Origin of the sequence: Pseudomonas hormoni (genome assembly GCF_018502625.1) — a bacterium.
In the GTDB taxonomy this organism is placed as follows: Bacteria; Pseudomonadota; Gammaproteobacteria; order Pseudomonadales; family Pseudomonadaceae; genus Aquipseudomonas; species Aquipseudomonas hormoni.
The window spans coordinates 5,519,249-5,544,532 of record NZ_CP075566.1; the positions used below are offsets into that span (position 1 = coordinate 5,519,249).

A 25,284-nucleotide genomic window follows, 5' to 3' on the forward strand; every position below is an offset into this window, starting at 1 on the left:
GCCTGATCTGTACTGGTTAACCGAATCACTCACATCGAGACTGCGCCATGACCCTTTACGTCAACCTCGCCGAATTGCTCGGCACGCGTATCGAACAGGGCTTCTATCGCCCCGGTGACCGGCTGCCGTCGGTGCGGGCATTGAGCGTCGAGCACGGCGTCAGCCTGAGTACGGTTCAGCAAGCCTATCGGGTGCTGGAAGACAGCGGCCTGGCGATGCCGAAACCCAAGTCCGGCTACTTCGTTCCGGTCGGTCGTGAACTGCCGGAATTGCCCGCGATCGGTCGCCCGGCCCAGCGCCCGGTGGATATTTCGCAGTGGGACCAAGTGCTGGAACTGATCCGCGCGGTACCGCGCAAGGATGTGGTGCAATTGGGCCGCGGCATGCCGGACATCACCACGCCGACCATGAAACCGTTACTGCGCAACCTCGCCCGCATCAGCCGGCGGCAGGACATGCCCGGTCTGTATTACGACAACATTCACGGCACCCTCGAATTGCGTGAACAGATTGCGCGCCTGATGCTGGATTCCGGATGCCAACTGACAGCCAACGACCTGGTGATCACCACCGGCTGCCACGAAGCGTTGTCCACCAGCATTCGCTCCATCTGTGAGCCGGGTGACATCGTCGCCGTGGATTCGCCGAGCTTTCACGGCGCGATGCAGACGCTCAAGGGCCTGAACATGAAGGCCCTGGAAATCCCCACCGACCCGCTGACCGGGATCAGCCTCGATGCGCTGGAGCTGGCCCTGGAACAATGGCCGATCAAGGCCATACAGTTGACGCCCAACTGCAACAACCCGCTGGGCTACATCATGCCGGAATCGCGCAAACGCGCGTTGTTGACGCTCGCACAGCGTTTCGACGTGGCGATCATCGAGGATGATGTGTATGGCGAACTGGCCTACAACTACCCGCGACCGCGCACGATCAAATCCTTCGACGAAGACGGCCGCGTCCTGCTCTGCAGTTCATTTTCCAAGACGCTCGCGCCAGGTTTGCGCATCGGTTGGGTTGCACCGGGCCGCTATCTGGAGCGGGTGCTGCACATGAAATACATCAGCACCGGTTCCACTGCGCCGCAACCGCAGATTGCCATCGCCGAATTCCTCAAGGCCGGTCACTTCGAACCGCATTTGCGGCGGATGCGCACGCAATACCAGCGCAATCGCGACATGATGATCGATTGGGTCAGCCGTTATTTCCCCGCCGGCACCCGCGCCAGTCGCCCACAAGGCAGTTTCATGCTCTGGGTCGAACTGCCGGATGGTTTCGACACCCTGAAACTGAATCGCGCCTTGCACGACCAAGGCGTACAGATTGCCGTCGGCAGCATCTTTTCTCCCTCGGGCAAGTACCGCAATTGCCTGCGGATGAACTACGCTGCCAAGCCAACACCACAGATCGAAGACGCGGTACGTAAGGTCGGCGTCGCGGCAATCAAACTGCTGGCGGAAAATGACAGCTTCACGGACTGACTTTTAACCGGAATCCAGCGTCCATATGCCGACACCTGCCGCCAATCGGAACGATCCTACGTGAGAGTCAGACAGCCCCTGCTCGCTCTTCTGCTACTCGCCTCGCTCCTGGGCGGTTGTGCCAGTTTCGATGTTCAACGCGAGCCCAGTCAGGCGCTGCCCGCCAGTGATTCGGCATTCGGTCGATCGATCCAGGCCCAGGCCGCGCCCCATGAGGGGAAGTCCGGTTTTCGCCTGCTGTCCAATAGCGGCGAAGCCTTCATGGCCCGCGCCGAGTTGATCCGCAACGCCCAAAGCAGCCTCGACTTGCAGTACTACATCGTCCACGACGGCATCAGCACTCGCATGCTGGTGGACGAACTGCTCAAGGCGGCCGACCGTGGCGTGCGCGTGAGAATCCTGCTCGACGACACCACCAGCGACGGCCTCGACTGGATCATCGCTACCCTCGCGGCGCATCCGCAGATCCAGATCCGCCTGTTCAACCCGCTGCATCTTGGCCGCGCCACAGGCGTGACGCGAACCATGGGCCGGTTGTTGAACCTGTCGCTGCAACACCGGCGCATGCACAACAAATTGTGGCTGGCGGACAACAGCGCGGCCATCGTCGGCGGCCGTAACCTGGGGGACGAATATTTCGATGCCGAGCCCAACCTGAACTTCACCGACATCGACATGCTGGGCGTCGGGCCGGTCGCCGAGCAGCTTGGCCACAGCTTTGACCAGTACTGGAACAGTGCGCTGAGCAAGCCGATCGATGAATTCCTGTCGAGCAAACCGACGCAAAAGGACCTGCAAAATACCCGCACACGCCTGGAAGAATCGCTGGAAGAGACGCGCAAACAGAACCACGCGCTGTATCAACAATTGATGACCTACACCACAAACCCGCGCATGGACATCTGGCGCCGGGAGCTGATCTGGGCCTGGAATCAGGCTTTGTGGGACGCACCGAGCAAGGTCTTGTCAGACGGCGAGCCCGATCCGCAATTGCTGCTGACCACGCAGCTGGCGCCTGAACTCACCGGGGTCAGCAAAGAGCTGATCATGATCTCGGCGTACTTCGTACCGGGGCAGCCGGGCCTGGTTTACCTCACCGGCCGCGCCGATGCCGGGGTCTCCGTCAGCCTGCTGACCAACTCGCTGGAAGCCACCGACGTCCCGGCGGTGCACGGCGGCTACGCACCCTATCGCCGGGCGCTGCTGGAACATGGCGTGAAGTTGTACGAATTACGCCGCCAACCCGGTGAAGGCGGCGGCAGCGGACCGCATATTTTCTACAGCAAGTCCTTCCGCGGCTCCGATTCGAGCCTGCACAGCAAGGCGATGATCTTCGACCAGCAGAAATCCTTCATCGGCTCGTTCAACTTCGACCCGCGCTCGGTGCTGTGGAACACTGAGGTCGGGGTACTGGTGGACAGCCCCGAACTTGCCGCGCATGTGCGCAAAGCGGCCATGGAGGGTATGGCGCCGCCCCTGAGTTATCAGGTGAAACTGGAAAACGATCGGATCGTCTGGGTGACTGAGGACGACGGCAAAATGCACACGCTGACCGAAGAGCCGGGAAGCTGGTGGCGCCAGTTCAATGCGTGGATGAGCACAGCGGTCGGCCTTGAGCGGATGTTGTAGCGGCCGATCCAATGTGGCGAGGGAGCTTGCTCCCGCTGGGCTGCGAAGCGGCCCCCATCAATCACCTCTATTCAAACAGGCAAAAAAACGCGGACTTCGATTTGCGACTGCTGCGCAGCCGATCGGGAGCAAGCTCCCTCGCCACAGGTTTTTTGTGCTCAGGCTGGTTCGGCAACCGTGCCGAATGCCCCCTGGCGCATCAGCAAAATCACCAACCCGAACGCCCCGGCCGCCATCAACAGTGGCAACGCGTGCCCGCTGATCCACTGACTGCCAGCCCCGGCAGCCAACGGTCCGACCAGGCAACCAATACCCCACAGCTGCGCGATATGCGCATTGGCCCGTACCAGCGCATCGTCGCGATATCGTTCGCCGATCAGGATCAACGACAAGGTGAACAAGCCCCCGGCACTGGCGCCAAACAGCACCCACAACGGCCAGATCAGCAACGTGTCGATCAGCAGCGGAATCGCCAGGCTCGAAAGCATCAGCACCACAGCGCAACCGGTGAACAGCGTGCGTCGCGACAAACGATCCGCCAGCGCGCCAATCGGCAGTTGCAGCAACGCGTCGCCGACCACCACAGTGCTGACCATCGCCAAAGCGATTTCCGTGGTGAAGCCCTGACGCAGGCAATACACCGGCAACAACGTCAGGATCATCGCCTCGAACGCCGCGAACAGCGCTACGCCCCAAGCAATCGCCGGCAGACCTCGGCAGAAGCCCCACAAGTCGCTGAAGGTCACGCTGCAGGCTTCACTGGTCGGTGCGCCGCTGCGACCCAACAACAGGAACGGCGCCGCCGTGAGCAGCCCGACGCCGACCCAGAATCCGTAATCGTGGTCAGTCCCCAGAACTCCCAACAGCAGCGGCCCGGCGAGCTGACTTAGCGCATAGCTGCTGCCATACAGCGCCACCAGTCGGCCGCGCCATTGCTCGACCACCAGTTGGTTGATCCAGCTTTCGCCAAGAATGAAGACCAGCGTAAGGATCACGCCAATCATCAATCGCAGCACCAGCCACACCGGATAGCTCGGCAACAGCGCCAGCAACCCAATGGATACCGCCCCGGCCCACAAGCACAGACGCATCAGATTGGCCGTGCCGAGTCGCGCCGCCAGATGACTGGAGATTTTCGCCCCCAGCAAGACACCCATCGCCGGCATCGCGGCCATTACGCCGATGGCAAACGAACCGTAACCCCAGCCTTCCAGACGAAACGACACCAGCGGCATGCTGACGCCCAGGGCCAGGCCGACACTCAAGACAGACGCCAACACGGCGAAATAAGTCGCCCAACGCATATTCCACGCTCCTGTGGATATTTTATGTACAACACAAAACACTGTGGGAGCGAGCCTGCTCGCGATGACGGAGCAACATTCAACATTTTCGTCGACTGTTACACCGCTATCGCGAGCAGGCTCGCTCCCACAAGGAATCTGCGTCGTTCGGGAGGCCTGTTACTCAACAAGCCTCCCGTAACGGCTTACAACTTGATCCAGGTCGCCTTCAGCTCGGTGTATTTGTCGAACGCGTGCAGCGACTTGTCGCGGCCGTTGCCCGATTGCTTGAAGCCACCGAACGGTGCGGTCATGTCGCCGCCATCGTACTGATTCACCCACACGCTACCGGCACGCAGCGCCCGGGCGGTCAGGTGAGCCTTCGAGATGTCCTTGGTCCACACCGCAGCCGCCAAGCCGTACGGAGTGTCGTTGGCAATCGCGACGGCTTCTTCGGCGGTGTCGAAAGCAATGACCGACAGAACCGGACCAAAGATTTCTTCCTGAGCGATTTTCATCGCGTTGCTGACGCCGTCGAAAATCGTTGGCTCAACGTAAGTTCCACCGGTTTCCTGAAGCGTACGCTTGCCGCCGGCTACCAGTTTGGCGCCATCGGCGTGGCCGGATTCGATGTAGGACAGCACGGTGTTCATCTGCTGGGTATCGACCAGTGCGCCGACGTTGGTCGCCGGGTCCAGCGGGTTGCCCGGTTTCCAGGTTTTCAAGGCCTCGATCACCAGCGGCAGGAAGGTGTCCTTGATCGAACGCTCGACCAGCAGACGCGAACCGGCGGTGCAGACTTCGCCCTGGTTGAAGGCGATGGCGCCAGCGGCGGCTTCAGCGGCGGCTTGCAGGTCCGGGGCATCGGCGAACACGATATTCGGGCTCTTGCCGCCGGCTTCGAGCCAGACGCGTTTCATGTTCGATTCGCCGGAGTAGATCAGCAGTTGCTTGGCGATCTTGGTCGAACCGGTGAACACCAGCGTGTCGACATCGTTGTGCAGGGCCAGGGCCTTGCCGACGGTGTGACCGTAGCCCGGCAGCACGTTCAGCACGCCTTTCGGGATGCCGGCTTCAACAGCCAGCGCAGCGATGCGGATGGCGGTCAGCGGGGATTTTTCCGACGGCTTGAGGATCACCGAGTTACCGGTGGACAGCGCCGGGCCGAGTTTCCAGCAGGCCATCATCAACGGGAAGTTCCACGGCACGATGGCGCCAACGACGCCGACCGGCTCGCGGGTCACCAGACCCAGCTGATCGTGCGGGGTCGCGGCCACTTCATCGTAGATTTTGTCGATGGCTTCGCCGCTCCAGCTCAAGGCTTGCGCCGCGCCGGGAACGTCGATGTACAGGGAATCGCTGATCGGCTTGCCCATGTCGAGGGTTTCAAGCAGGGCCAGCTCTTCGGCGTGCTGTTTCAGCAGGCCGGCGAAACGGATCATGGTGGCTTTGCGTTTGGTCGGCGCCAGGCGCGACCAGACGCCGGAATTGAACGTGGTGCGAGCGTTTTCAACAGCGCGCTGGGCATCGGCGGCGTCACAGCTGGCAATCTTGCCCAGCAGACGGCCATCGACCGGACTGATGCACTCGAAGGTCTCGCTGGAGACGGCATCGGTGTATTCGCCATTGATGTAGGCGCGGCCTTCGATCTTCAGATCGCGAGCCCGTTGTTCCCAATCGGCACGAGTCAGGGTGGTCATTCGAGTGTCCTCCTCTTATTGAATACGAGCGCCCCGCGTTCTTCGCGGACGTCCCCAGGAATTCTGCCCGGCCAGCCTGCAATTCGGCCGAAGGCAACCGCCACCCTAAACCAGTGGCCGGGGTTGTTTCAATATATTTGACATAAGGTCGGCAAACGGCCTTGCGGTGTTCATTTTAATAAACATAGACTTTGGGCTTTCCAGCACCTTTCCAGCCACTCGCGCCGCAATCACGGGGGATAACAACAATGAGCATCCAGAATATCGTCGATTTTAGCCAAGCCACTACCGAGCCCGAGCGCTACAGACCGGACCAGGCGAAAGTCCTCAAGGGCGACCCGGAGCAGGTGGTTTACAACCACTACAACAGCCCGTGCGGCCAGTTGAACGCGGGCGTGTGGGAAGGCGCAGTCGGCCAGTGGCATGTGAACTTTACCGAGCATGAATACTGCGAAATCGTTCAGGGCGTTTCGGTGCTGCGCGATAACGATGGCAACAGCAAGACCGTACGGGCGGGCGATCGCTTCGTGATTCCGGCTGGTTTCCGCGGCACGTGGGAAGTGCTGGAAACGTGCCGCAAGATTTATGTGGCGTTTGAACAGAAGGCCTGAAGATTTGTGCTAGCAGGGCCGGCCTCTTCGCGGGCAAGCCTCGCTCCTACGGTGAATCGCGTCCGTCCTGTAGGAGCGAGGCTTGCCCGCGAAGGGGCCCTGACCGGCAACACATAACCAACAGACAACAAAAAAGGCCCGTATCTCGCGATACGGGCCTTTTTCATAAGAGGGAAAAATCAATTACTTGATTTTGCCTTCCTTGTAGATCACGTGCTTGCGAACAACCGGATCAAATTTCTTGATCTCGATTTTGTCCGGAGTAGTACGCTTGTTCTTGTCGGTAGTGTAGAAGTGACCAGTACCGGCGCTCGAAATCAAACGAATCAATTCACGCATGATTAGCTCCCTTAGATCTTGCCGGCTTTGCGGATTTCGGCCAGCACGACAGTGATGCCACGCTTGTCGATGATACGCATGCCTTTGGCAGATACGCGCAGACGCACGAAACGTTTCTCTTCTTCAACCCAGAAGCGGTGATGCTGCAGGTTCGGCAGGAAACGACGACGGGTTTTGTTGTTTGCGTGGGAAATGTTATTCCCAGTCACCGGACCCTTACCGGTAACTTGACATACTCTCGACATGCCTCAGCCCTCTAAAACCACATGCCCAACCCGGCATGGGTTGGCCGCTTAATCTCTCAGTCATTTGGCGCCAGGCGCCGCGTTTCTTTAGAGGTCTTACCGGCTACACCTACAGTGAAGGAACCGGGCCCCTAGAAAAGAGCGCTGCTTTATACCAGAAAGACTGGAGAGCAACAACATTCCGTGTGCGCGGACTTGATAAAAACCCAGTTTTTCTGGCTCCGAGCGCCTTGGATAAAGGCTATCGTCGATAAAGACCGCTCGTCGCAGAAAATCGGCCAACCGGCCAATTCAGGGTTTTCCTCGGCCGGCGTTCACCGAAAACGATCGCACATAGTCCTCTTAAATTGAAAAAGGGGATAGTCATTTGCAAAAGAGCCCACTAGGGTAAGCCTTTTCCAGACTGCACTTGCAGATGGGCCTTCGATCTGTAAAGGAATCCGACCATGCGCCTCGCTGCCCTACCGCTGTTGCTTGCCCCGCTTCTGCTGAGCCCATTGGCCCAGGCCGCCGCCCTGAGCGTCTGCACCGAGGCCAGCCCGGAAGGGTTCGACGTGGTGCAATACAACTCGCTGACCACCACCAACGCCTCGGCCGACGTGTTGATGAACCGTTTGGTGGACTTCGACACGGCCAGCGGAAAAGTGGTCGCCGGGCTCGCGGACAGCTGGGAAGTCACCCCCGACGGCCTGACCTACGTCTTCAAATTGCATCCGCAGGTGAAATTCCACCGCACCGAATATTTCAGCCCGACGCGCGACCTGACCGCCGAAGACGTGAAATTCAGCTTCGACCGCATGCTCGACCCCGCCAACCCGTGGCACAAAGTGGCGCAGAGCGGCTTCCCGCACGCGCAATCGATGCAGTTGCCGGCGCTGATCAAGAAGATCGACGCGCTCGACCCTCTGACTGTACGTTTTACCCTCGACCATCCTGATTCGACCTTCCTCGCGACATTGAGCATGGGTTTCGCGTCGATCTATTCGGCTGAATACGCCGACAAATTGCTCAAGGCCGGTACAACCGAGAAGCTCAACAGCCAGCCAATTGGCACCGGTCCATTTGTCTTCACGCGTTTTCAGAAAGATGCCTCGATTCGCTACAAGGCCAACCCTGACTACTTTGGCGGCAAGCCTTCGGTCGATCCGCTGATCTTCGCCATCACCCCGGACGCCAACGTACGGTTGCAGAAACTGCGTCGCAATGAATGCCAGATTGCCCTGTCACCCAAACCATTGGACGTACAGGCCGCGCTGAAAGAACCGACCTTGAAAGTCGAAAAGACTGACGCCTTCATGACCGCGTTCGTCGGCATCAACAGCCAGCATCCGCCACTGGACAAACCTGAAGTGCGCCAGGCAATCAACCTCGCGTTCGACAAGGCCAACTACATCAAAGCCGTGTTCGAAGACACCGCCGAGCCCGCCAACGGCCCGTACCCACCCAACACCTGGAGCTACAACAAAGGTTTGCCGGGCTACCCGCATGACGTTGAAAAGGCCAAGGCACTGCTGGCCAAGGCTGGACTGAAGGACGGTTTCCAAACCACCATCTGGACCCGCCCTTCCGGCAGTTTGCTCAACCCGAACCCGAGCCTGGGCGCTCAACTGCTTCAGTCCGACCTCGCGGAGGTCGGCATTCAGGCCGAGATTCGCGTGATCGAATGGGGCGAACTGATTCGTCGCGCCAAGGCCGGTGAGCATGACCTGCTGTTCATGGGCTGGGCCGGCGACAACGGCGACCCGGATAACTTCCTCACGCCGCAGTTTTCCTGCCCTGCCGTCAAGTCCGGCACCAACTTCGCCCGTTACTGCAATCAGGACCTGGACAAGCTGATCAGCGCCGGCAAGACCACCGGCGAGCAAGGCGTGCGTACCAAGCTCTACGAACAGGCTCAGGCGCAGATCCAGCAGCAGGCCTTGTGGTTGCCGCTGGCCCACCCGACCGCCTTCGCGTTGACGCGCAAGGAAGTCGAGGGTTATTCGGTCAGCCCGTTTGGTCGCCAGGATTACTCCAAGGTCAACCTCAAGTAACTCTCGGAAACACTGCGGGGATGCTTTTCTGTGGCGAGGGAGCTTGCTCCCGCTGGGCTGCGCAGCGGCCCTGAAGATCTTGTGAGCGCTGCGCACTCAAGCGGGAGCAAGCCCTCGCCACAGAGGCCCGTCCCCAGCCCTACATCCACCCATACTCAGCCATCGACAGCGGGTCGCCATCGCCGATGATGAAATGGTCGAGCACCCGCACATCGATCAGGTCCAGTGCCTCTTGCAGACGCTTGGTCAGTTTTCGGTCGGCCTGACTGGGGTCGGAATTGCCCGACGGATGGTTGTGACAGAGGATCAGCGCTGCGGCGTTGTGGGCCAAAGCACGCTTGACCACTTGCCGCGGATAAACGCTGGTGCAGTCGATGGAACCGCGAAACAGTGATTCAAACGCCAGCACACGATGTTTGGAATCCAGAAACAGGCAGCCAAATACTTCATGAGGCTCGTGACGCAGCATCGACTTGAGGTAGTCACGCACCGCCAACGGATTCTCCAGCACTGAGTTGTGACGCAGGCGCTCGGCCAGGTGCCGTCGGGCCATTTCCAACACCGCCTGCAACTGCGCAAATTTTGCCGGCCCCAACCCTAATTGCCTGCTGAACGTTGGCTGATCTGCCTCCATCAGCGAACGCAAACTGCCAAATTGATTCAACAGATGCCGCGCGAGATCTACCGCGCTTTTGCCGGACACGCCCGTTCTTAGAAAGATCGCCAGCAACTCGGCGTCGGAAAGAATCCCTGCCCCCTGCTCCAACAACTTCTCCCGCGGCCGCTCGGCTGCCGGCCAATCCCGAATACTCATAACACCTCCCTGGTCTGTGGGCGCCGCTGTTCCGTAGCGGTCGCTGTGATATCGTAGCCCATCTTTTTTGCGGGCGATTTCACTCCTGGGGAGGGGGGTTCGCCACGCAGTCATCAACGAAATGAAAGGCAGACCTATGCAGCGGCTGTATCGGAAACGCATCGTTCTGGGCGTCGGCGGCGGCATTGCTGCCTACAAGAGCGCCGACCTGGTTCGCCGTCTGATCGACCAGGGCGCCGAAGTGCGCGTGGTCATGACCCGTGGCGGCAGCGAGTTCATCACCCCGCTGACCATGCAGGCCCTCTCCGGTCACCCGGTTCATCTGGACCTGCTGGACCCGGCGGCCGAAGCCGCGATGGGCCACATCGAGCTGGCCAAGTGGGCCGACATGGTGCTGATCGCCCCCGCCACTGCGGACCTGATCGCCCGTCTGGCCCAAGGCATTGCCGACGACCTGCTGACCACGCTGGTGCTGGCCACCGACGCCGTGGTTGCCGTTGCCCCGGCAATGAACCAGGCCATGTGGCGCGACCCGGCGACCCAGGCCAACCTGCAAACCCTCGAAAGCCGCGGCATCAAAGCCTTTGGCCCAGCCTCCGGCAGCCAGGCCTGTGGTGACGTCGGCCTCGGTCGCATGCTCGAAGCCGTCGAACTCGCCCAGTGCGCGGCGGATTGTTTCAAGCGTCAGGCACTGACCGGCAAACACGTGCTGATCACCGCCGGCCCGACCCAGGAAAACATCGACCCGGTGCGCTACATCACCAACCACAGCTCCGGTAAAATGGGCTTTGCCCTGGCCGAAGCGGCGGTTGAAGCCGGCGCCCGCGTCACCCTGATTACCGGCCCGGTGCACCTGCCGACCCCGGATCGCGTCACGCGCATCGACGTGGTCAGCGCCCGCGACATGCTGGCCGCCTGCGAAGCCGCGATCCCTTGCGACCTGTTTATCGCCTCCGCAGCGGTCGCGGACTACCGTCCGGAAGTTGTCGCCCCACAGAAACTCAAGAAAGACCCTACGAACGGCGACGGCTTGTTGCTACAAATGGTGCGCAATCCAGACATCCTGGCCACCATCGCCACTCGCCCCGACCGTCCGTTCAGTGTCGGTTTCGCCGCCGAAACCGAACACCTGCTCGATTACGCTGCGCGCAAGTTGAAAGACAAGAACCTCGATTTGATCGTCGCCAACGACGTCGCCAACCCGAGCATTGGCTTCAACAGCGAAGAAAACGCCTGCAGCGTGATCGACCGTGAGCTACACGCCACACTTTTCGCCCAGACCAGCAAGAGCAAAATCGCTCGCCAGCTGATCACTTTTATCGCCGAACGTCTGAACCAGGTTTAATTTACATGCACGCTTTGCAAGCCAAGATCCTCGACCCCCGCATCGGCACCGAATTCCCGCTGCCGCAGTACGCCACGCCAGGCTCCGCCGGCCTCGACCTGCGCGCCATGCTGGAAAAAGACACCGTGATCAAGCCGGGTGAAACCGTGCTGATTCCGACCGGCCTGTCCGTTTACATCGGCGATCCAGGTTTGGCCGCGCTGATTCTGCCGCGCTCCGGCCTGGGCCATAAGCACGGCATCGTGCTGGGCAATCTGGTCGGCCTGATCGACTCCGATTATCAGGGTCCGTTGATGGTGTCGTGCTGGAACCGTGGCCAGACCGATTTCAACATGGTGGTGGGCGAGCGCCTGGCCCAATTGGTACTGGTGCCAGTGGTTCAAGCACACTTCGAGATGGTCGAAGAGTTCGTCGAAACCGAGCGCGGTGCGGGCGGTTTCGGGCATTCGGGCAGCCACTGATCCGATAGATGCCCCCTTGTGGGGAGCGAGCTTGCTCGCGCTGGGCTGCGTAGCGGCCCCAGGATTTTGTGAGCGCTACGCACTCAAGCGGGAGCAAGCTCCCTCGCCACAGGTGCTTTGTATGCTCGAAATTGCACAGCCGTCATCTGGAAGGTTTACTACTGGAAATCAAGGCATTGGCCGACCAGATGCTGACTGAAACCGGTGTCATGGCCTTTTCGCACCACGAACTCTCTGTGGAAAACGCCGTCATACCCTTCAGTTCGAACCCGCCGAAGCGTTCTTCGCGTGCAGGTCCAGCCACTTTCGAGATGGAGCATTCCTACAGATGAACACCCCAGCCCAAGTCGCACCCAAGTTCCCCGACAGCATTTTCCGCGCCTACGACATTCGCGGCACCGTCCCGGAATTCCTGAACGCTGAAACCGCTTACTGGCTCGGTCGAGCCATCGGCGCCCAAAGCCTGGCCCAGAGCGAACCGAACGTTTCCGTTGGCCGTGACGGTCGCCTGTCCGGCCCGGAACTGGTCGAACAATTGATCAAAGGCCTGGCCGACGCCGGTTGCCATGTCAGTGACGTGGGCCTGGTGCCAACGCCCGCGCTTTACTACGCCGCCAACGTACTGGCCGGCAAATCGGGCGTGATGCTGACCGGCAGCCACAACCCGTCGAACTACAACGGCTTCAAGATCGTCATCGCCGGCGATACGCTGGCCAACGAACAGATCCAGGCCCTGCACGACCGCCTCAAGACCAACAACCTGAGCAGCGGCAAGGGCAGCATCACCAAGGTCGAAATCCTCGATCGCTACAACACTGAAATCGTCGAGGACATCAAACTCGCTCGTCGCCTCAAAGTCGTGGTCGACTGCGGCAACGGCGCGGCCGGTGTGATCGCCCCGCAACTGATCGAAGCCCTGAACTGCGAAGTCATCCCGCTGTTCTGCGACGTCGACGGCAACTTCCCGAATCATCACCCGGACCCGGGCAAGCCTGAAAACCTTGTCGACTTGATCGCCAAGGTCAAGGAAACCAACGCCGACATCGGCCTGGCCTTCGACGGCGACGGCGACCGCGTTGGCGTGGTGACCAACACCGGCAGCATCGTTTACCCGGACCGCCTGCTGATGCTATTCGCCCGCGACGTGGTGGCGCGCAACCCGGACGCGGAAATCATCTTCGACGTCAAATGCACCCGCCGCCTGACGCCGCTGATCAAGGAATACGGCGGTCGTCCGCTAATGTGGAAGACCGGTCACTCGTTGATCAAAAAGAAAATGAAACAAACCGGCGCCCTGTTGGCCGGCGAAATGAGCGGGCACATCTTCTTCAAGGAGCGTTGGTTCGGTTTTGACGACGGCATTTACAGCGCTGCGCGTCTGCTGGAGATCCTCAGCAAGGAAAAATCCACCGCGGAAGAGCTGTTCGCGACCTTCCCGAACGATATTTCTACGCCGGAAATCAATATCCATGTGACCGAAGAGAGCAAATTCAGCATCATTGATGCATTGCACGACGCGAAGTGGGGCGATGGCGCTGACCTGACCACCATCGACGGCGTGCGAGTCGACTACGCCAAAGGCTGGGGCCTGGTGCGCGCGTCCAACACCACACCGGTGCTGGTCCTGCGCTTCGAGGCCGATGACGAGGCTGAATTGCAGCGCATTAAGGACGTATTCAAAGTCCAGTTGAAGCGTGTTGCACCTGATCTCCAACTACCGTTCTGATTCACCCGGAGCCCTGAATGACCCTCGAACGCGAAGCCGCCGCCAACACCGCCAAGGTCCTGTCCGAAGCGTTGCCTTACATCCGCCGCTATGTCGGCAAGACGCTGGTGATCAAATACGGCGGCAACGCGATGGAAAGCGAGGAGCTGAAAACCGGCTTCGCCCGCGACATCGTGCTGATGAAAGCCGTCGGGATTAACCCGGTGGTGGTTCACGGCGGCGGCCCGCAAATCGGCGACCTGCTCAAGCGTCTGTCGATCGAGAGCCACTTCATCGATGGCATGCGCGTGACTGACGCACAGACCATGGACGTGGTGGAAATGGTCCTCGGCGGCCAGGTGAACAAGGACATCGTCAACCTGATCAACCGTCATGGCGGCAGCGCCATCGGCCTGACCGGTAAAGACGCCGAGCTGATTCGTGCGAAGAAGCTCACCGTGACCCGCCAGACGCCGGAGATGACCCAACCGGAAATCATCGACATCGGCCAGGTGGGCGAAGTGGTCGGGATCAACACCGACCTGCTGAACCTGCTGGTGAAAGGCGATTTCATTCCGGTGATCGCGCCAATTGGCGTCGGTGCCAACGGCGAGTCGTACAACATCAACGCCGACCTGGTAGCCGGTAAAGTGGCCGAAGCGCTGAAAGCTGAAAAGCTGATGCTGCTGACCAACATTGCCGGCCTGATGGACAAGCAGGGCACGGTCCTGACCGGCCTGACTACCCAGCAAGTCGACGACCTGATCGCCGACGGCACCATCTACGGCGGCATGCTGCCGAAGATCCGTTGCGCACTGGAAGCGGTTCAGGGCGGCGTGGGCAGCTCGTTGATCATCGATGGCCGGGTGCCAAATGCGATTCTGCTGGAAATCTTCACCGACACCGGTGTGGGCACCTTGATCAGTAACCGCAAGCGTCACTGATATACCAAAATCAAAAGATCGCAGCCTTCGGCAGCGCCCACGGACGTACGAATATTCCGTAGGAGCTGACGAAGTCTGCGATCTTTTTTATGCGCACCGGAAACGTCCGACCTGACTCAGCGAAACGTCTGACATCCCGCCAGTATTAGTCCGCATAGGATCTTCCCTGTACCTACAGGAGATCTAACCATGCAAAAAGTTTACGCACCGAATGGCAGCGACGTATCCGCAGGCACCTACGAATGCGCCGACTGCGGCTACGAATACTCCAACCAATCGAAAAAATCCTTGCCACCTTGCCCACAGCGCCTGGATTCAGTGCATGTACAAAACGGCTGGAAAATTCTCAGTGGCCAAGGGGATGCGGTAGAAGATCCTTATCCAACCAAATCCGGTAAATGATCACGGGGATCGAGCCATGCAGATTTCCTTCACGATTGACGCCCAGGCATTCGACCTCGAGCAAAAGGAGCCGGTCAAAAAGACACTTAGAATTTCCGATCACGAAATCACCCACGCCCTACAGCGTATCGCCAAGGCAAGCCTGACCGAATACTTGAAAATGCTGGTAGAAGGCGGCATGCCGAGCCGGGCCGATGAAGCGAAACAGGACAGACTTCTGTATCTGATTCAAAGCTACTTCGGGCAAACCCTGCCAACCGAATCGCAGATATCAACGATTTTCCAGCTGACCCAGAGCCAAAGCAAAACCCTGCTGAAGAACACGGTTTCACGCTTTCGCAATCAACTGGACGAGATCCTGCAACACAGCATGAGAGCCGTGGTCGAGTCTGCGGAACATGCGCAAACGGTGTATCTGGTGGTGATCAGTTCGGACGTTATTCGCGATGAGCTGAACATGCTGATCACACAGAACGAGCCGACCTTCAAACCCATCATCAAACGTAAAGGCAGTGCCGGGCAGTTCGAAATCAGCGAAGACTCCCACGCGCTGTTGTGCCAGACACTGGGCCTGAATGCCGTTCAGTGATGTCGTCGCGGTCAGTGGCTTGCTGCTGACCCTGACCACCTTCATGTTCAATCTGGCGTGGCCAAGGCTGCATGAAGCGTTGGAATTGGATGAAAAACAGTCAGGTCCGCAGGCGAGAAAACGCAGCCGGGAACAGGTAATAAATGTTTTCTTCAGCTGTGCATTGCCGCTGACTTGCGTCTTCGTGGCGCTGTTTTACGTCAATCTGCCGGCCGCCGTGCGGATCACACGCGGCAGCACGCTGGATCTGTGGGATTTCGATGTGGATCGCACGCTTTACGTGTTAGTCGTCCTGGCCTTGCTGGTGTTTGCTCTGTTTAACCTGGGATTGACACTCAAACTGATAGGAAAATGGCGAAGACTGCACTGACAAAAAAAGACCCCGCTCAGCCTGGCCGAGCGGGGTCTTTTGTTTGTTTGCGATCCCTGTGGCATCCACCTTTTGTGGCGAGGGAGCTTGCTCCCGCTGGGCTGCGCAGCGGCCCTGAAGATCTTGTGAGCGCTGCGCACTCAAGCGGGAGCAAGCTCCCTCGCCACAAAAGCCCGCTCCCACAAGGGGATTGTGGTTACACGCCGAATTGGGCGCGGTAGGCTTCAACGGCAGGCAGGTGCTGTTTGAGCTGCGGATCGTCCGCCAGGAACTCCAGCACCTGGTTCAGCGAAACAATGCTGATCACCGGAATACCAAAATCACGTTCCACTTCCTGAATCGCTGACAACTCACCATTGCCACGCTCCTGACGGTTGAGGGCGATCAGCACGCCTGCCGCCTTCGCGCCATCCTGGGAAGCGATGATCTGCATCACCTCACGGATGGCGGTGCCGGCAGTGATCACGTCATCGATGATCAGCACTTCGCCGGTCAATGGCGCGCCAACCAGGCTGCCGCCTTCGCCGTGTGCCTTGGCCTCTTTACGGTTGAAGCACCATGGCAAGTCACGGTCGTGATGTTCGGCCAGAGCCACCGCAGTGGTCGCCGCCAACGGAATGCCTTTGTACGCCGGGCCAAACAATACGTCGAACGGGATACCGCTTTCGACGATGGCTGCCGCGTAAAAACGACCCAGTTGCGCAAGTGCCGAACCGGAGTTGAACAGACCGGCATTGAAGAAGTAAGGACTGGTGCGCCCGGACTTCAGGGTGAACTCACCGAAGCGCAAAACGCCGCGATCGATGGCAAAACGAATGAAATCGCGCTGATACGCTTGCATGAAAAAAACCCCAAATACCACGGATTTAGCTAATTAGGTTGACGCCGTGTATCATACACGCACGCGATTTTTGGGGCCATTTATGCGGATCATCAGTGTGAACGTCAATGGTATTCAGGCTGCAGTGGAGCGAGGTTTGCTCAGTTGGCTGCAAGCACAGAATGCCGACGTCATCTGCCTGCAGGACACCCGCGCCTCCGCCTTTGAACTGGACGATCCAGCCTTCCAACTGGATGGCTACTTCCTTTATGCCTGCGAAGCCGAAGTTCCCGCCCAGGGTGGCGTGGCTTTGTATTCGCGGTTGCAACCGAAGGCAGTCATCAGCGGTCTCGGCTTCGAGACGGCCGACCGCTACGGGCGCTACCTGCAAGCCGATTTCGACAAGGTCAGCATCGCGACCTTGCTGCTCCCTTCGGGGCAGAACGGCGATGAAGACTTGAACCAGAAGTTCAAGCTAATGGACGACTTCGCCCGTTATCTGGATAAACAGCGGCGCAAACGTCGCGAGTACATTTACTGTGGCTCGCTGTACGTGGCGCAACAGAAGCTGGACATCAAGAACTGGCGCGACAGCCAGCAATCCCCGGGCTTCCTGGCACCTGAACGTGCCTGGATGGACGAGATTGTCGGCAACATGGGTTATGTCGATGCCCTGCGCGAAGTCAGCCGTGAAGGCGACCAGTACAGCTGGTGGCCGGATAACGAACAGGCGGAAATGCTCAACCTGGGCTGGCGCTTCGATTACCAGATACTGACGCCGGGCCTGCGCCGTTTTGTACGCAGTGCGCGCCTGCCACGTCAGCCACGGTTCTCGCAGCATGCTCCGCTGATCGTGGACTACGACTGGACGCTGACTATCTAGGTTTTCATTGACCGGTTGACGAAAATGCCCGTATCGAAAGATACGGGCATTTTTCTTAGGGGTTATGCCCTCAAGCAGCAGCGAAAAACGGTAGTGCAAGGTACAACTTGATCACGATGACATTAATGATGTCGATGAAGAAAGCACCCACCATTGGAACAACCAGGAACGCTATCTGCGAAGGTCCGTAACGCTGTGTCACCGCTTGCATGTTAGCGATGGCAGTTGGCGTTGCGCCCAGTCCGAAACCGCAGTGCCCTGCCGCCAGAACGGCCGCATCGTAGTTGCTGCCCATCATTCTGAATGTCACGAAAATCGCAAACAGTGCCATGACCAACGCTTGCACAGCCAGGATGATAAAGATCGGCAACGCCAGTGCTGCCAGATCCCACAGTTTGAGCGACATCAGAGCGATCGCCAGAAACAGCGACAGGCTGACATTCCCCAATACGGAAACTTCACGCTCAAATACCTGATACAAGCCAAGCGCTGAAAGCCCGTTCCGTAAAATCACACCCACGAACAAGACGCAAACGAACGTCGGCAGCTCAAATGCAGTTCCTTGGAGCAGACCATTCAGGAGAGAACCCACCAGCAAGCTGACCGCGATCAGAGCGAGTGTCTCGATAAATGAAAATGGCGTGATCGAGCGCTCTTTGTTCGGTTGCTCAAAGCCCTTTGGCAGCCGTGGCTTTTCATGCGCAAGGCCGGGTACCTGGACACGTTTGATGAGCAGGCGAGCGACCGGGCCACCAATCAAGCCGCCCAACACCAGGCCAAACGTCGCAGAGGCCATCGCGAGCTCAGAGGCAGAGGCCAGACCGTATTTCTCTCCGAACACCGTTCCCCACGCAGCGCCTGTACCGTGACCGCCCGCCAAGGTAATCGAGCCTGTCAGCAGGCCCATCAACGGATCGAGTCCCAACGTTTTTGCCAGCGCGATGCCCATGGCATTCTGAACCACCAAAAGCGTGGTGACCGCCAGTAGAAAGATCCCCACTACGCGCCCGCCTTTCTTCAGGCTGGCAAAGTCTGCACTCAAGCCGATGGTGGCAAAAAAAGCCAACATCAAGGGTGTTTGCAGTGAGGTGTCAAAACGGACGTCAATATCGAGCCCCCGCAAAGCCAGGAGAAGCAGAGCAACCACCAGGCCGCCTGCTACAGGCTCAGGGATATTGTAGTTACGTAAAAAACCGATTCGTGTGACCAGTCCGCGCCCCAGTAACAGTACTAAAGAGGCGGCCACAAGTGTTCCATAAAAATCGAGCTGAACCATTGGGATTATTCTTTTATATATATTCAGGGGCGAACTTTTTACCTGGCCACGCCTCTTGAACAGGTTGATCTTCTCAACACCGATTTGCTTTAAATTCAAGGACCTTCAATGGTCTGAATATATCGAAATATTTCTGAAGGAATATTACTTGGGGCAACTTTATCAACCGCGAAGTCTCATTGCCAAGCACATAGGCGGTGCGGCGGCGAAGCAGTTGTGACTAGAAGTGTAAAAGCGATAGTGCGCAGCAATACTTGCGGCATCTGGATATTGCTAATGGCAACGCTTGGGAAGTTAATCCAGATTCAAAAAGCAAATGCCCCGACAAGTCGGGGCATTTGTTTTAACGCGTAGCGAACTGCATTTTCACACAGCTGTCGCGTCCACAAGGGAATCCAGCGCTGATCGTTATTTGATCAAGCGCCAAGTGAACGGATACCGGTACGGCACGCCCTCATTGGCTTTCACGCCAGCAATGATCGTCAGCACCAACGCACCAATCGCGACCAGTCCAAACAGGAAAAACCCGATGATCACCACCATCAGCAAGAAGCAGATGGCGGAGGCAATGGCGACGGTGATCTGAAAGTTCAGCGCCTCCTTGCCCTGCGCATCGACAAACGGGTCCATCTCGCGCTTCATCTGCCAGAGAATCAGCGGGCCGATCAACGTGCCGAACGGAATCCAGATTCCCAGCAAGGCGGACAGGTGACAAAACATCGCCCACTGCCGAACCTCTTTGCTCGGGATGGGAAGCAGCTCTTGCTCGTCACTCATGATGTCCTCCTTGTCTGGAATGGTTCCGGTCAGTCGGCCAGTGCAGCCTTTTGCAGTTCGAAGATTTCGGTCATGCCTTTCTTGGCCAGCTCCAGCATGGCGGTCAGCTCTTCCGGCTGGAACGGCGCGCCTTCGGCGGTGCCCTGGACTTCGATGAAGCCGCCGGTGCTGGTCATCACCACGTTCAGGTCAGTCTCGGCAGCCGAGTCTTCCAGGTAGTCGAGGTCGAGCACAGGCTCGCCCTGGTACATGCCCACCGAAACAGCAGCGATCATTTGCTTGAGTGGGTCGCCACCTTTCAGGCCGCCACGCTTCTTGATCACTTTCAAGGCGTCGACCAGCGCAACCATGGCGCCGGTAATGGATGCGGTGCGGGTGCCGCCGTCAGCCTGGATCACGTCGCAGTCGACGTACAGGGTGACGTCGCCCAGTTTGGACATGTCCAGCGATGCGCGCAGAGATCGACCGATCAGACGCTGGATCTCCAGGGTCCGGCCGCCTTGCTTGCCACGGCTCGCTTCACGCTGGTTACGCTCGCCGGTGGCGCGCGGCAGCATGCCGTATTCAGCCGTCAACCAACCCTGGCCCTGGCCTTTGAGGAAACGCGGCACGCCGTTTTCGACGCTAACGGTGCAGATGACTTTGGTATCACCGAACTCGACCAGTACGGATCCCTCGGCGTGTTTGGTGTAGTTGCGGGTAATGCGGATCGAGCGGAGCTGATCGGCAGCGCGACCACTTGGACGTTTCATAGGGAATACCTGTACGGAGGACGGAAAACTGCCGAGCATTATAGAGCCGCGCGCCCAGCCTGGGCACTTCTAAAAAATCCGCCCGACGATTGAAGGCTCTGGCTAGAGCTTAGAACAGCGCTTAACCGACGGCCTGCAGCCCTTTGTCACACCGTGTGTTTGGGCGCATCCGCCCCACTGCGCTACAATCCTGCGCCTTTGCTGCCTCTTGGCTTTAATTCATATAGATCGGGTCTGCGAAACCTTTGGTAACGCAAGAACCTGCATTGCGAGGTACCTCCATGGTGCACAGCATGACCGCCTTCGCCCGCGTCGAAAAAGCCGGCGCCCAAGGCACCCTGAGCTGGGAACTGCGCTCGGTCAACAGCCGCTACCTGGAACCACACCTGCGTCTGCCAGAGTCGTTTCGCGACCTCGAAGGCGCGGTCCGCGAAGCACTGCGTCAGGGCATCTCCCGGGGCAAGCTCGAATGCACCCTGCGCTTCACCGAAGAAAACACTGACAAACCCCTGCAAGTGGATCGCGAGCGCGCCGCGCAATTGGTTGCAGCCGCCGAGACCATCGCTGGCCTGATCAAGAATCCGGCGGCGCTGAACCCGCTGGAAGTGCTGGCCTGGCCCGGCGTTCTGGTCGGCGACGCCACTGACCCGCAAGCCTTGAATGCCGAAGCACTGGCGCTGTTCAACGAAGGCCTGAAAGAACTCAAGGCCGGTCGCGAGCGCGAAGGCGCGGAGCTGGCGCGCCTGATCAACGATCGCCTGACCTCCATTGAAGAAGACGTGGTGACCCTGCGTGAACTGGTCCCGCAGATGCTCGCCACCCAGCGCCAGAAAGTCCTCGACCGCTTCGCCGACATGAAAGCCGAGATGGACCCGCAGCGGCTGGAGCAGGAAATGGTCATGCTCGCGCAAAAGAGCGACGTCGCCGAAGAACTGGATCGCCTGAGCACTCACATCATCGAAGTTCGCCGGGTGCTCAAATCCGGCGGCGCTGCCGGCCGGCGCCTCGACTTCCTGATGCAGGAGCTCAACCGCGAAGCCAACACACTGGGCTCCAAAGCCTTCGACCCGCGCAGCACCCAGGCGGCGGTCAACCTCAAAGTGTTGATCGAGCAGATGCGCGAACAAGTGCAGAATATTGAGTAAGGCAAACCCGACATGACCCACAGCACCGGCACCCTGTACATCATTTCCGCCCCTTCGGGCGCGGGCAAGAGCAGCCTGGTCAAGGCCCTGACCGACGCTGATCCGGAGATCCGCGTCTCGGTCTCCCACACCACCCGCGCCATGCGCCCCGGTGAAGTGAACGGCGTGAACTATCACTTCGTCTCGCGTGAAGCGTTTGTGAAGATGGGCGAACATGGTGATTTCCTGGAGCGCGCCGAAGTGTTCGGCAATCTCTACGGCACTTCGCAAAGCCATCTGCAACAGACCCTGGACGCAGGCCACGACCTGATCCTGGAAATCGACTGGCAGGGCGCCGAGCAAGTGCGCAAGTTGATGCCGCAAGCCCGCTCGATCTTCATTCTGCCGCCGTCCCTGCAGGCCTTGCACCAGCGCCTGACCAATCGCGGCCAGGACAGCGACGAAATCATTGACGGCCGCATGCGTGAGGCCGTCAGCGAGATGAGCCATTACGTCGACTACGACTACCTGATCATCAACGACGATTTCGCCCATGCATTGCGCGATTTGCAGGCGATTTTCCGCGCCAATCAGCTGCAGCAGAAGCGTCAGCAGCAGCGCAACGGCAAACTTTTGGCTGAATTGCTCGGCTAAACAGCTCTTCCCAAAACCGCTGCAAGGGCTTTACATTGGCACTTGCAGCGCGTTGAAGGGCTTGGTCAAAAAATCAGCGCTTCCCTAATCGCTGGTGATTTTTTAAACTGTTGAGTCCGCTCGCCCAACCGGGCAGCGCGCATATTGCATTCGCTCCGAGGAATACCATGGCCCGCGTAACCGTTGAAGACTGCCTAGAACACGTGGAAAACCGCTTTGAGCTGGTCATGCTCTCTACCAAGCGTGCCCGTCAACTGGCCACCGGTGGCAAAGAGCCCCTGGTTCAGTGGGAAAACGACAAGCCTACCGTTGTAGCCCTGCGTGAAATCGCCGAAGGCCTGATGAGCTACGAGTTCATCGCCAACGCTGAAATCGTCGAAGACGAACCGCTGTTCGCAGCGTTCGAGGACGAGTCCAACGAGGCCGTCTAAGCCTATGCCTGGTCGACGTAGCACGGCGCGGGGTCACAGCGAACGGCAGGAGTTATCATGCCGAGCATAGACGCCCTCGCCGATCGCTTATCGGCCTACCTCGGCAAGGACCAGGTCAATCTGGTCCGCCGAGCGTATTTCTACGCCGAACAAGCCCACGACGGCCAACGCCGCCGCAGCGGTGAGGCGTACGTCACGCATCCTCTTGCCGTGGCGAATATTCTTGCCGACATGCACATGGACCATCAGAGTTTGATGGCCGCGATGCTGCATGACGTGATCGAAGACACCGGTATTGCCAAGGAAGCGCTGCAAGCGCAGTTCGGCGAAACCGTGGCTGAACTGGTCGATGGCGTCAGCAAGCTGACCCAGATGAACTTCGAGACCAAGGCCGAAGCACAAGCCGAAAACTTCCAGAAGATGGCCATGGCCATGGCGCGTGACATTCGCGTGATCCTGGTCAAGCTCGCCGACCGCCTGCACAACATGCGCACGCTGGAAGTGCTGTCCGGCGAAAAACGCCGGCGGATCGCCAAGGAAACCCTGGAAATCTATGCACCCATCGCCAACCGGCTGGGCATGCACGCCATCCGCATAGAATTCGAAGACCTCGGCTTCAAGGCCATGCACCCGATGCGTTCCGCGCGGATCAACCAGGCGGTCAAACGCGCCCGGGGCAACCGCAAGGAAATCGTCAACAAGATCGAAGAATCCCTCAGCCACTGCCTGGCCGTCGACGGCATTCAGGGCGAGGTCAGCGGTCGTCAGAAACACCTCTACGGCATCTACAAGAAAATGCGCGGCAAGCGTCGCGCCTTTAACGAGATCATGGACGTCTATGCGTTCCGGATCATCGTCGACAAGGTCGATACCTGCTACCGCGTGCTCGGCGCTGTGCATAACTTGTACAAACCGTTGCCGGGGCGCTTCAAGGATTACATCGCGATCCCCAAGGCCAACGGCTATCAATCGCTGCACACCACGCTGTTCGGCATGCACGGCGTTCCGATCGAGATCCAGATCCGCACCCGCGAAATGGAAGAGATGGCCAACAACGGCATCGCCGCCCATTGGCTGTACAAATCCAGCGGCGACGAGCAGCCCAAAGGCACTCACGCCCGCGCTCGCCAGTGGGTCAAAGGCGTGCTGGAGATGCAGCAACGCGCCGGCAACTCGCTGGAATTCATCGAGAGCGTGAAGATCGACCTGTTCCCGGACGAGGTCTACGTGTTCACGCCCAAAGGCCGGATCATGGAGCTGCCCAAAGGCTCCACGGCGGTCGACTTCGCTTACGCGGTGCATACCGACGTGGGCAACAGCTGCATTGCCTGTCGGATCAATCGTCGTCTCGCACCGCTGTCCGAACCGCTGCAAAGCGGCTCCACGGTCGAGATCGTCAGCGCCCCCGGCGCTCGGCCGAACCCGGCCTGGCTCAACTTCGTGGTCACCGGCAAGGCGCGGACGCATATCCGCCACGCGCTGAAGCTGCAACGTCGCTCAGAGTCCATCAGCCTGGGCGAACGCCTGCTGAACAAAGTGTTGAATGGCTTCGACAGCTCGCTGGAAAAAGTCGCCGCCGAGCGCGTCAAGGCGATGCTCACCGAGTACCGCCTCGAACTGATCGAAGACCTGCTTGAAGACATCGGCCTGGGCAATCGCATGGCTTACGTGGTCGCCCGTCGCCTGCTCGGCGAAGGCGAACAATTGCCAAGCCCTGAAGGTCCGCTGGCGATTCGCGGCACCGAAGGCCTGGTGCTCAGCTACGCCAAGTGCTGCACGCCGATCCCGGGCGACCCGATTGTCGGTCACCTGTCGGCGGGTAAAGGCATGGTCGTGCACCTGGACAACTGCCGCAACATCAGCGAAATCCGCCACAACCCGGAAAAATGCATTCAGCTTTCGTGGGCCAAGGATGTCACCGGCGAATTCAACGTCGAGCTGCGCGTCGAGCTGGAACATCAGCGCGGCCTGATCGCCCTGCTGGCCAGCAGCGTCAACGCGGCCGACGGCAATATCGAAAAAATCAGCATGGACGAACGCGATGGTCGCATCAGCGTGGTCCAACTGGTGGTCAGCGTGCACGACCGCGTGCACCTGGCCCGCGTGATCAAGAAACTGCGCGCACTGACCGGGGTGATTCGCATCACCCGCATGCGCGCCTAAGCCACCATTACAAGGAGTCATTCATGACCAAGACTGTTATCACCAGCGACAAGGCCCCGGCCGCCATCGGCACTTACTCCCAGGCGATCAAGGCGGGTAACACCGTTTACATGTCGGGTCAGATTCCTCTGGACCCAAAAACCATGGAGCTGGTTGAAGGCTTCGAAGCCCAGACCGTCCAGGTGTTCGAAAACCTGAAAGCCGTGGCCGAAGCGGCTGGCGGTTCGTTCAAGGACATTGTCAAACTGAACATCTTCCTCACCGACCTGAGCCACTTCGCCAAGGTCAACGAGATTATGGGCAAATACTTTGACCAGCCCTACCCTGCCCGCGCCGCCATCGGCGTAGCCGCCCTGCCAAAGGGCTCGCAGGTTGAAATGGATGCCATTCTGGTCATCGAGTAATGCGTCCGGCGCGGCCCCAAGGGCTGCGCCGCTGCCGTATGTATAAAAA

General features: G+C 59.1%; 25 protein-coding genes and 1 pseudogene. 17 read left to right on the forward strand and 9 right to left on the reverse strand.

Annotation, left to right across the window (positions count from 1 at the left end; all coding sequences use genetic code 11):
* The first annotated feature begins 47 nt into the window (after positions 1 to 47).
* Positions 48 to 1,481 (forward strand): aminotransferase-like domain-containing protein, encoded by a 1,434-nt coding sequence (locus KJF94_RS25720; protein ID WP_214379794.1) that lies wholly within the window; start codon positions 48 to 50, stop codon positions 1,479 to 1,481.
* A 60-nt stretch (positions 1,482 to 1,541) separates the two neighbouring features.
* Positions 1,542 to 3,110 carry a phospholipase D family protein gene (locus KJF94_RS25725; RefSeq protein ID WP_214379795.1) on the forward strand — a complete coding sequence of 523 codons (1,569 nt, stop codon included), beginning with the start codon at positions 1,542 to 1,544 and terminating at the stop codon, positions 3,108 to 3,110.
* Positions 3,111 to 3,268: 158 nt separating this feature from the next.
* Here KJF94_RS25725 and KJF94_RS25730 read toward each other — a convergent pair whose 3' ends face one another.
* A complete protein-coding gene (locus tag KJF94_RS25730) occupies positions 3,269 to 4,414 on the reverse strand; it encodes an MFS transporter (RefSeq protein WP_214379796.1) in 1,146 nt (381 codons plus the stop codon).
* Between the two features lie 185 nt (positions 4,415 to 4,599).
* Positions 4,600 to 6,093 carry an aldehyde dehydrogenase gene (locus KJF94_RS25735; protein WP_214379797.1) on the reverse strand — a complete coding sequence of 498 codons (1,494 nt, stop codon included), beginning with the start codon at positions 6,091 to 6,093 and terminating at the stop codon, positions 4,600 to 4,602.
* 248 nt (positions 6,094 to 6,341) lie between these two features.
* Here KJF94_RS25735 and KJF94_RS25740 point away from each other — a divergent pair, with 248 nt between their 5' ends.
* On the forward strand, positions 6,342 to 6,704 hold the full coding sequence (locus KJF94_RS25740) for a cupin domain-containing protein (RefSeq protein WP_214379798.1): 363 nt from the start codon (positions 6,342 to 6,344) through the stop codon (positions 6,702 to 6,704).
* Positions 6,705 to 6,887: 183 nt separating this feature from the next.
* Here KJF94_RS25740 and rpmG read toward each other — a convergent pair whose 3' ends face one another.
* Both rpmG and rpmB read right to left on the reverse strand, forming a co-directional pair.
* A complete protein-coding gene (gene rpmG, locus KJF94_RS25745) occupies positions 6,888 to 7,043 on the reverse strand; it encodes a 50S ribosomal protein L33 (RefSeq protein ID WP_007894709.1) in 156 nt (51 codons plus the stop codon).
* Positions 7,044 to 7,054: 11 nt separating this feature from the next.
* Positions 7,055 to 7,288, reverse strand: a complete 234-nt coding sequence (gene rpmB / locus KJF94_RS25750; RefSeq protein ID WP_007894701.1) for a 50S ribosomal protein L28 — start codon at positions 7,286 to 7,288, stop codon at positions 7,055 to 7,057.
* 446 nt (positions 7,289 to 7,734) lie between these two features.
* Between rpmB and KJF94_RS25755 the strand changes: the two genes are divergently transcribed.
* Positions 7,735 to 9,321 carry an ABC transporter substrate-binding protein gene (locus KJF94_RS25755; protein ID WP_214379799.1) on the forward strand — a complete coding sequence of 529 codons (1,587 nt, stop codon included), beginning with the start codon at positions 7,735 to 7,737 and terminating at the stop codon, positions 9,319 to 9,321.
* A 139-nt stretch (positions 9,322 to 9,460) separates the two neighbouring features.
* Here KJF94_RS25755 and radC read toward each other — a convergent pair whose 3' ends face one another.
* Positions 9,461 to 10,135: a RadC family protein gene (gene radC / locus KJF94_RS25760; protein ID WP_214379800.1), complete on the reverse strand. Its 675-nt coding sequence runs from the start codon at positions 10,133 to 10,135 to the stop codon at positions 9,461 to 9,463.
* A gap of 136 nt (positions 10,136 to 10,271) precedes the next feature.
* Between radC and coaBC the strand changes: the two genes are divergently transcribed.
* From coaBC to KJF94_RS25795, 7 genes and pseudogenes are all read left to right on the forward strand, one after another.
* Positions 10,272 to 11,480 carry a bifunctional phosphopantothenoylcysteine decarboxylase/phosphopantothenate--cysteine ligase CoaBC gene (gene coaBC, locus KJF94_RS25765; protein WP_214384958.1) on the forward strand — a complete coding sequence of 403 codons (1,209 nt, stop codon included), beginning with the start codon at positions 10,272 to 10,274 and terminating at the stop codon, positions 11,478 to 11,480.
* 5 nt (positions 11,481 to 11,485) lie between these two features.
* Entirely contained in the window at positions 11,486 to 11,941 is a 456-nt protein-coding gene (dut, locus tag KJF94_RS25770) for a dUTP diphosphatase (protein WP_059403885.1), read from the forward strand.
* 349 nt (positions 11,942 to 12,290) lie between these two features.
* Positions 12,291 to 13,667, forward strand: a pseudogene (locus tag KJF94_RS25775) (phosphomannomutase/phosphoglucomutase); the annotation flags it as partial.
* Positions 13,668 to 13,684: 17 nt separating this feature from the next.
* Positions 13,685 to 14,590 (forward strand): acetylglutamate kinase, encoded by a 906-nt coding sequence (argB, locus tag KJF94_RS25780; protein ID WP_214379802.1) that lies wholly within the window; start codon positions 13,685 to 13,687, stop codon positions 14,588 to 14,590.
* Positions 14,591 to 14,779: 189 nt separating this feature from the next.
* Positions 14,780 to 14,992: a hypothetical protein gene (locus KJF94_RS25785; RefSeq protein ID WP_214379803.1), complete on the forward strand. Its 213-nt coding sequence runs from the start codon at positions 14,780 to 14,782 to the stop codon at positions 14,990 to 14,992.
* 16 nt (positions 14,993 to 15,008) lie between these two features.
* A complete protein-coding gene (locus tag KJF94_RS25790) occupies positions 15,009 to 15,581 on the forward strand; it encodes a hypothetical protein (protein ID WP_214379804.1) in 573 nt (190 codons plus the stop codon).
* Positions 15,568 to 15,951: a hypothetical protein gene (locus KJF94_RS25795; RefSeq protein WP_214379805.1), complete on the forward strand. Its 384-nt coding sequence runs from the start codon at positions 15,568 to 15,570 to the stop codon at positions 15,949 to 15,951. The genes KJF94_RS25790 and KJF94_RS25795 overlap by 14 nt, the downstream gene beginning before the upstream one ends.
* 196 nt (positions 15,952 to 16,147) lie before the next feature.
* On the opposite strand, the gene pyrE is transcribed toward KJF94_RS25795, so the two are convergent.
* Positions 16,148 to 16,792, reverse strand: coding sequence for an orotate phosphoribosyltransferase (gene pyrE / locus KJF94_RS25800; protein ID WP_214379806.1), 645 nt, complete (start codon positions 16,790 to 16,792; stop codon positions 16,148 to 16,150).
* Between the two features lie 82 nt (positions 16,793 to 16,874).
* Between pyrE and crc the strand changes: the two genes are divergently transcribed.
* Positions 16,875 to 17,654, forward strand: a complete 780-nt coding sequence (gene crc / locus KJF94_RS25805) for a catabolite repression control protein Crc (protein ID WP_008030595.1) — start codon at positions 16,875 to 16,877, stop codon at positions 17,652 to 17,654.
* 70 nt (positions 17,655 to 17,724) lie between these two features.
* Here the strand turns inward: crc and gltS are convergent, their stop codons facing one another.
* The 3 genes from gltS to rph all read right to left on the reverse strand — a co-directional run bounded on the left by gltS (position 17,725) and on the right by rph (position 20,459).
* Positions 17,725 to 18,930 carry a sodium/glutamate symporter gene (gene gltS / locus KJF94_RS25810; RefSeq protein ID WP_214379807.1) on the reverse strand — a complete coding sequence of 402 codons (1,206 nt, stop codon included), beginning with the start codon at positions 18,928 to 18,930 and terminating at the stop codon, positions 17,725 to 17,727.
* Positions 18,931 to 19,338: 408 nt separating this feature from the next.
* A complete protein-coding gene (locus KJF94_RS25815; RefSeq protein ID WP_214379808.1) occupies positions 19,339 to 19,707 on the reverse strand; it encodes a DUF4870 domain-containing protein in 369 nt (122 codons plus the stop codon).
* 29 nt (positions 19,708 to 19,736) lie between these two features.
* Entirely contained in the window at positions 19,737 to 20,459 is a 723-nt protein-coding gene (rph, locus tag KJF94_RS25820) for a ribonuclease PH (protein ID WP_008030600.1), read from the reverse strand.
* Positions 20,460 to 20,740: 281 nt separating this feature from the next.
* Between rph and KJF94_RS25825 the strand changes: the two genes are divergently transcribed.
* The 5 genes from KJF94_RS25825 to KJF94_RS25845 all read left to right on the forward strand — a co-directional run bounded on the left by KJF94_RS25825 (position 20,741) and on the right by KJF94_RS25845 (position 25,235).
* Positions 20,741 to 21,604: a YicC/YloC family endoribonuclease gene (locus tag KJF94_RS25825; RefSeq protein WP_008150145.1), complete on the forward strand. Its 864-nt coding sequence runs from the start codon at positions 20,741 to 20,743 to the stop codon at positions 21,602 to 21,604.
* A 12-nt stretch (positions 21,605 to 21,616) separates the two neighbouring features.
* Positions 21,617 to 22,237 (forward strand): guanylate kinase, encoded by a 621-nt coding sequence (gene gmk, locus KJF94_RS25830; protein WP_214379809.1) that lies wholly within the window; start codon positions 21,617 to 21,619, stop codon positions 22,235 to 22,237.
* Positions 22,238 to 22,404: 167 nt separating this feature from the next.
* On the forward strand, positions 22,405 to 22,668 hold the full coding sequence (gene rpoZ / locus KJF94_RS25835; protein ID WP_003177259.1) for a DNA-directed RNA polymerase subunit omega: 264 nt from the start codon (positions 22,405 to 22,407) through the stop codon (positions 22,666 to 22,668).
* Between the two features lie 57 nt (positions 22,669 to 22,725).
* Positions 22,726 to 24,831: a bifunctional GTP diphosphokinase/guanosine-3',5'-bis pyrophosphate 3'-pyrophosphohydrolase gene (gene spoT, locus KJF94_RS25840; protein ID WP_214379810.1), complete on the forward strand. Its 2,106-nt coding sequence runs from the start codon at positions 22,726 to 22,728 to the stop codon at positions 24,829 to 24,831.
* A 23-nt stretch (positions 24,832 to 24,854) separates the two neighbouring features.
* Positions 24,855 to 25,235 (forward strand): RidA family protein, encoded by a 381-nt coding sequence (locus tag KJF94_RS25845; RefSeq protein WP_003229509.1) that lies wholly within the window; start codon positions 24,855 to 24,857, stop codon positions 25,233 to 25,235.
* Positions 25,236 to 25,284 lie beyond the last annotated feature (49 nt).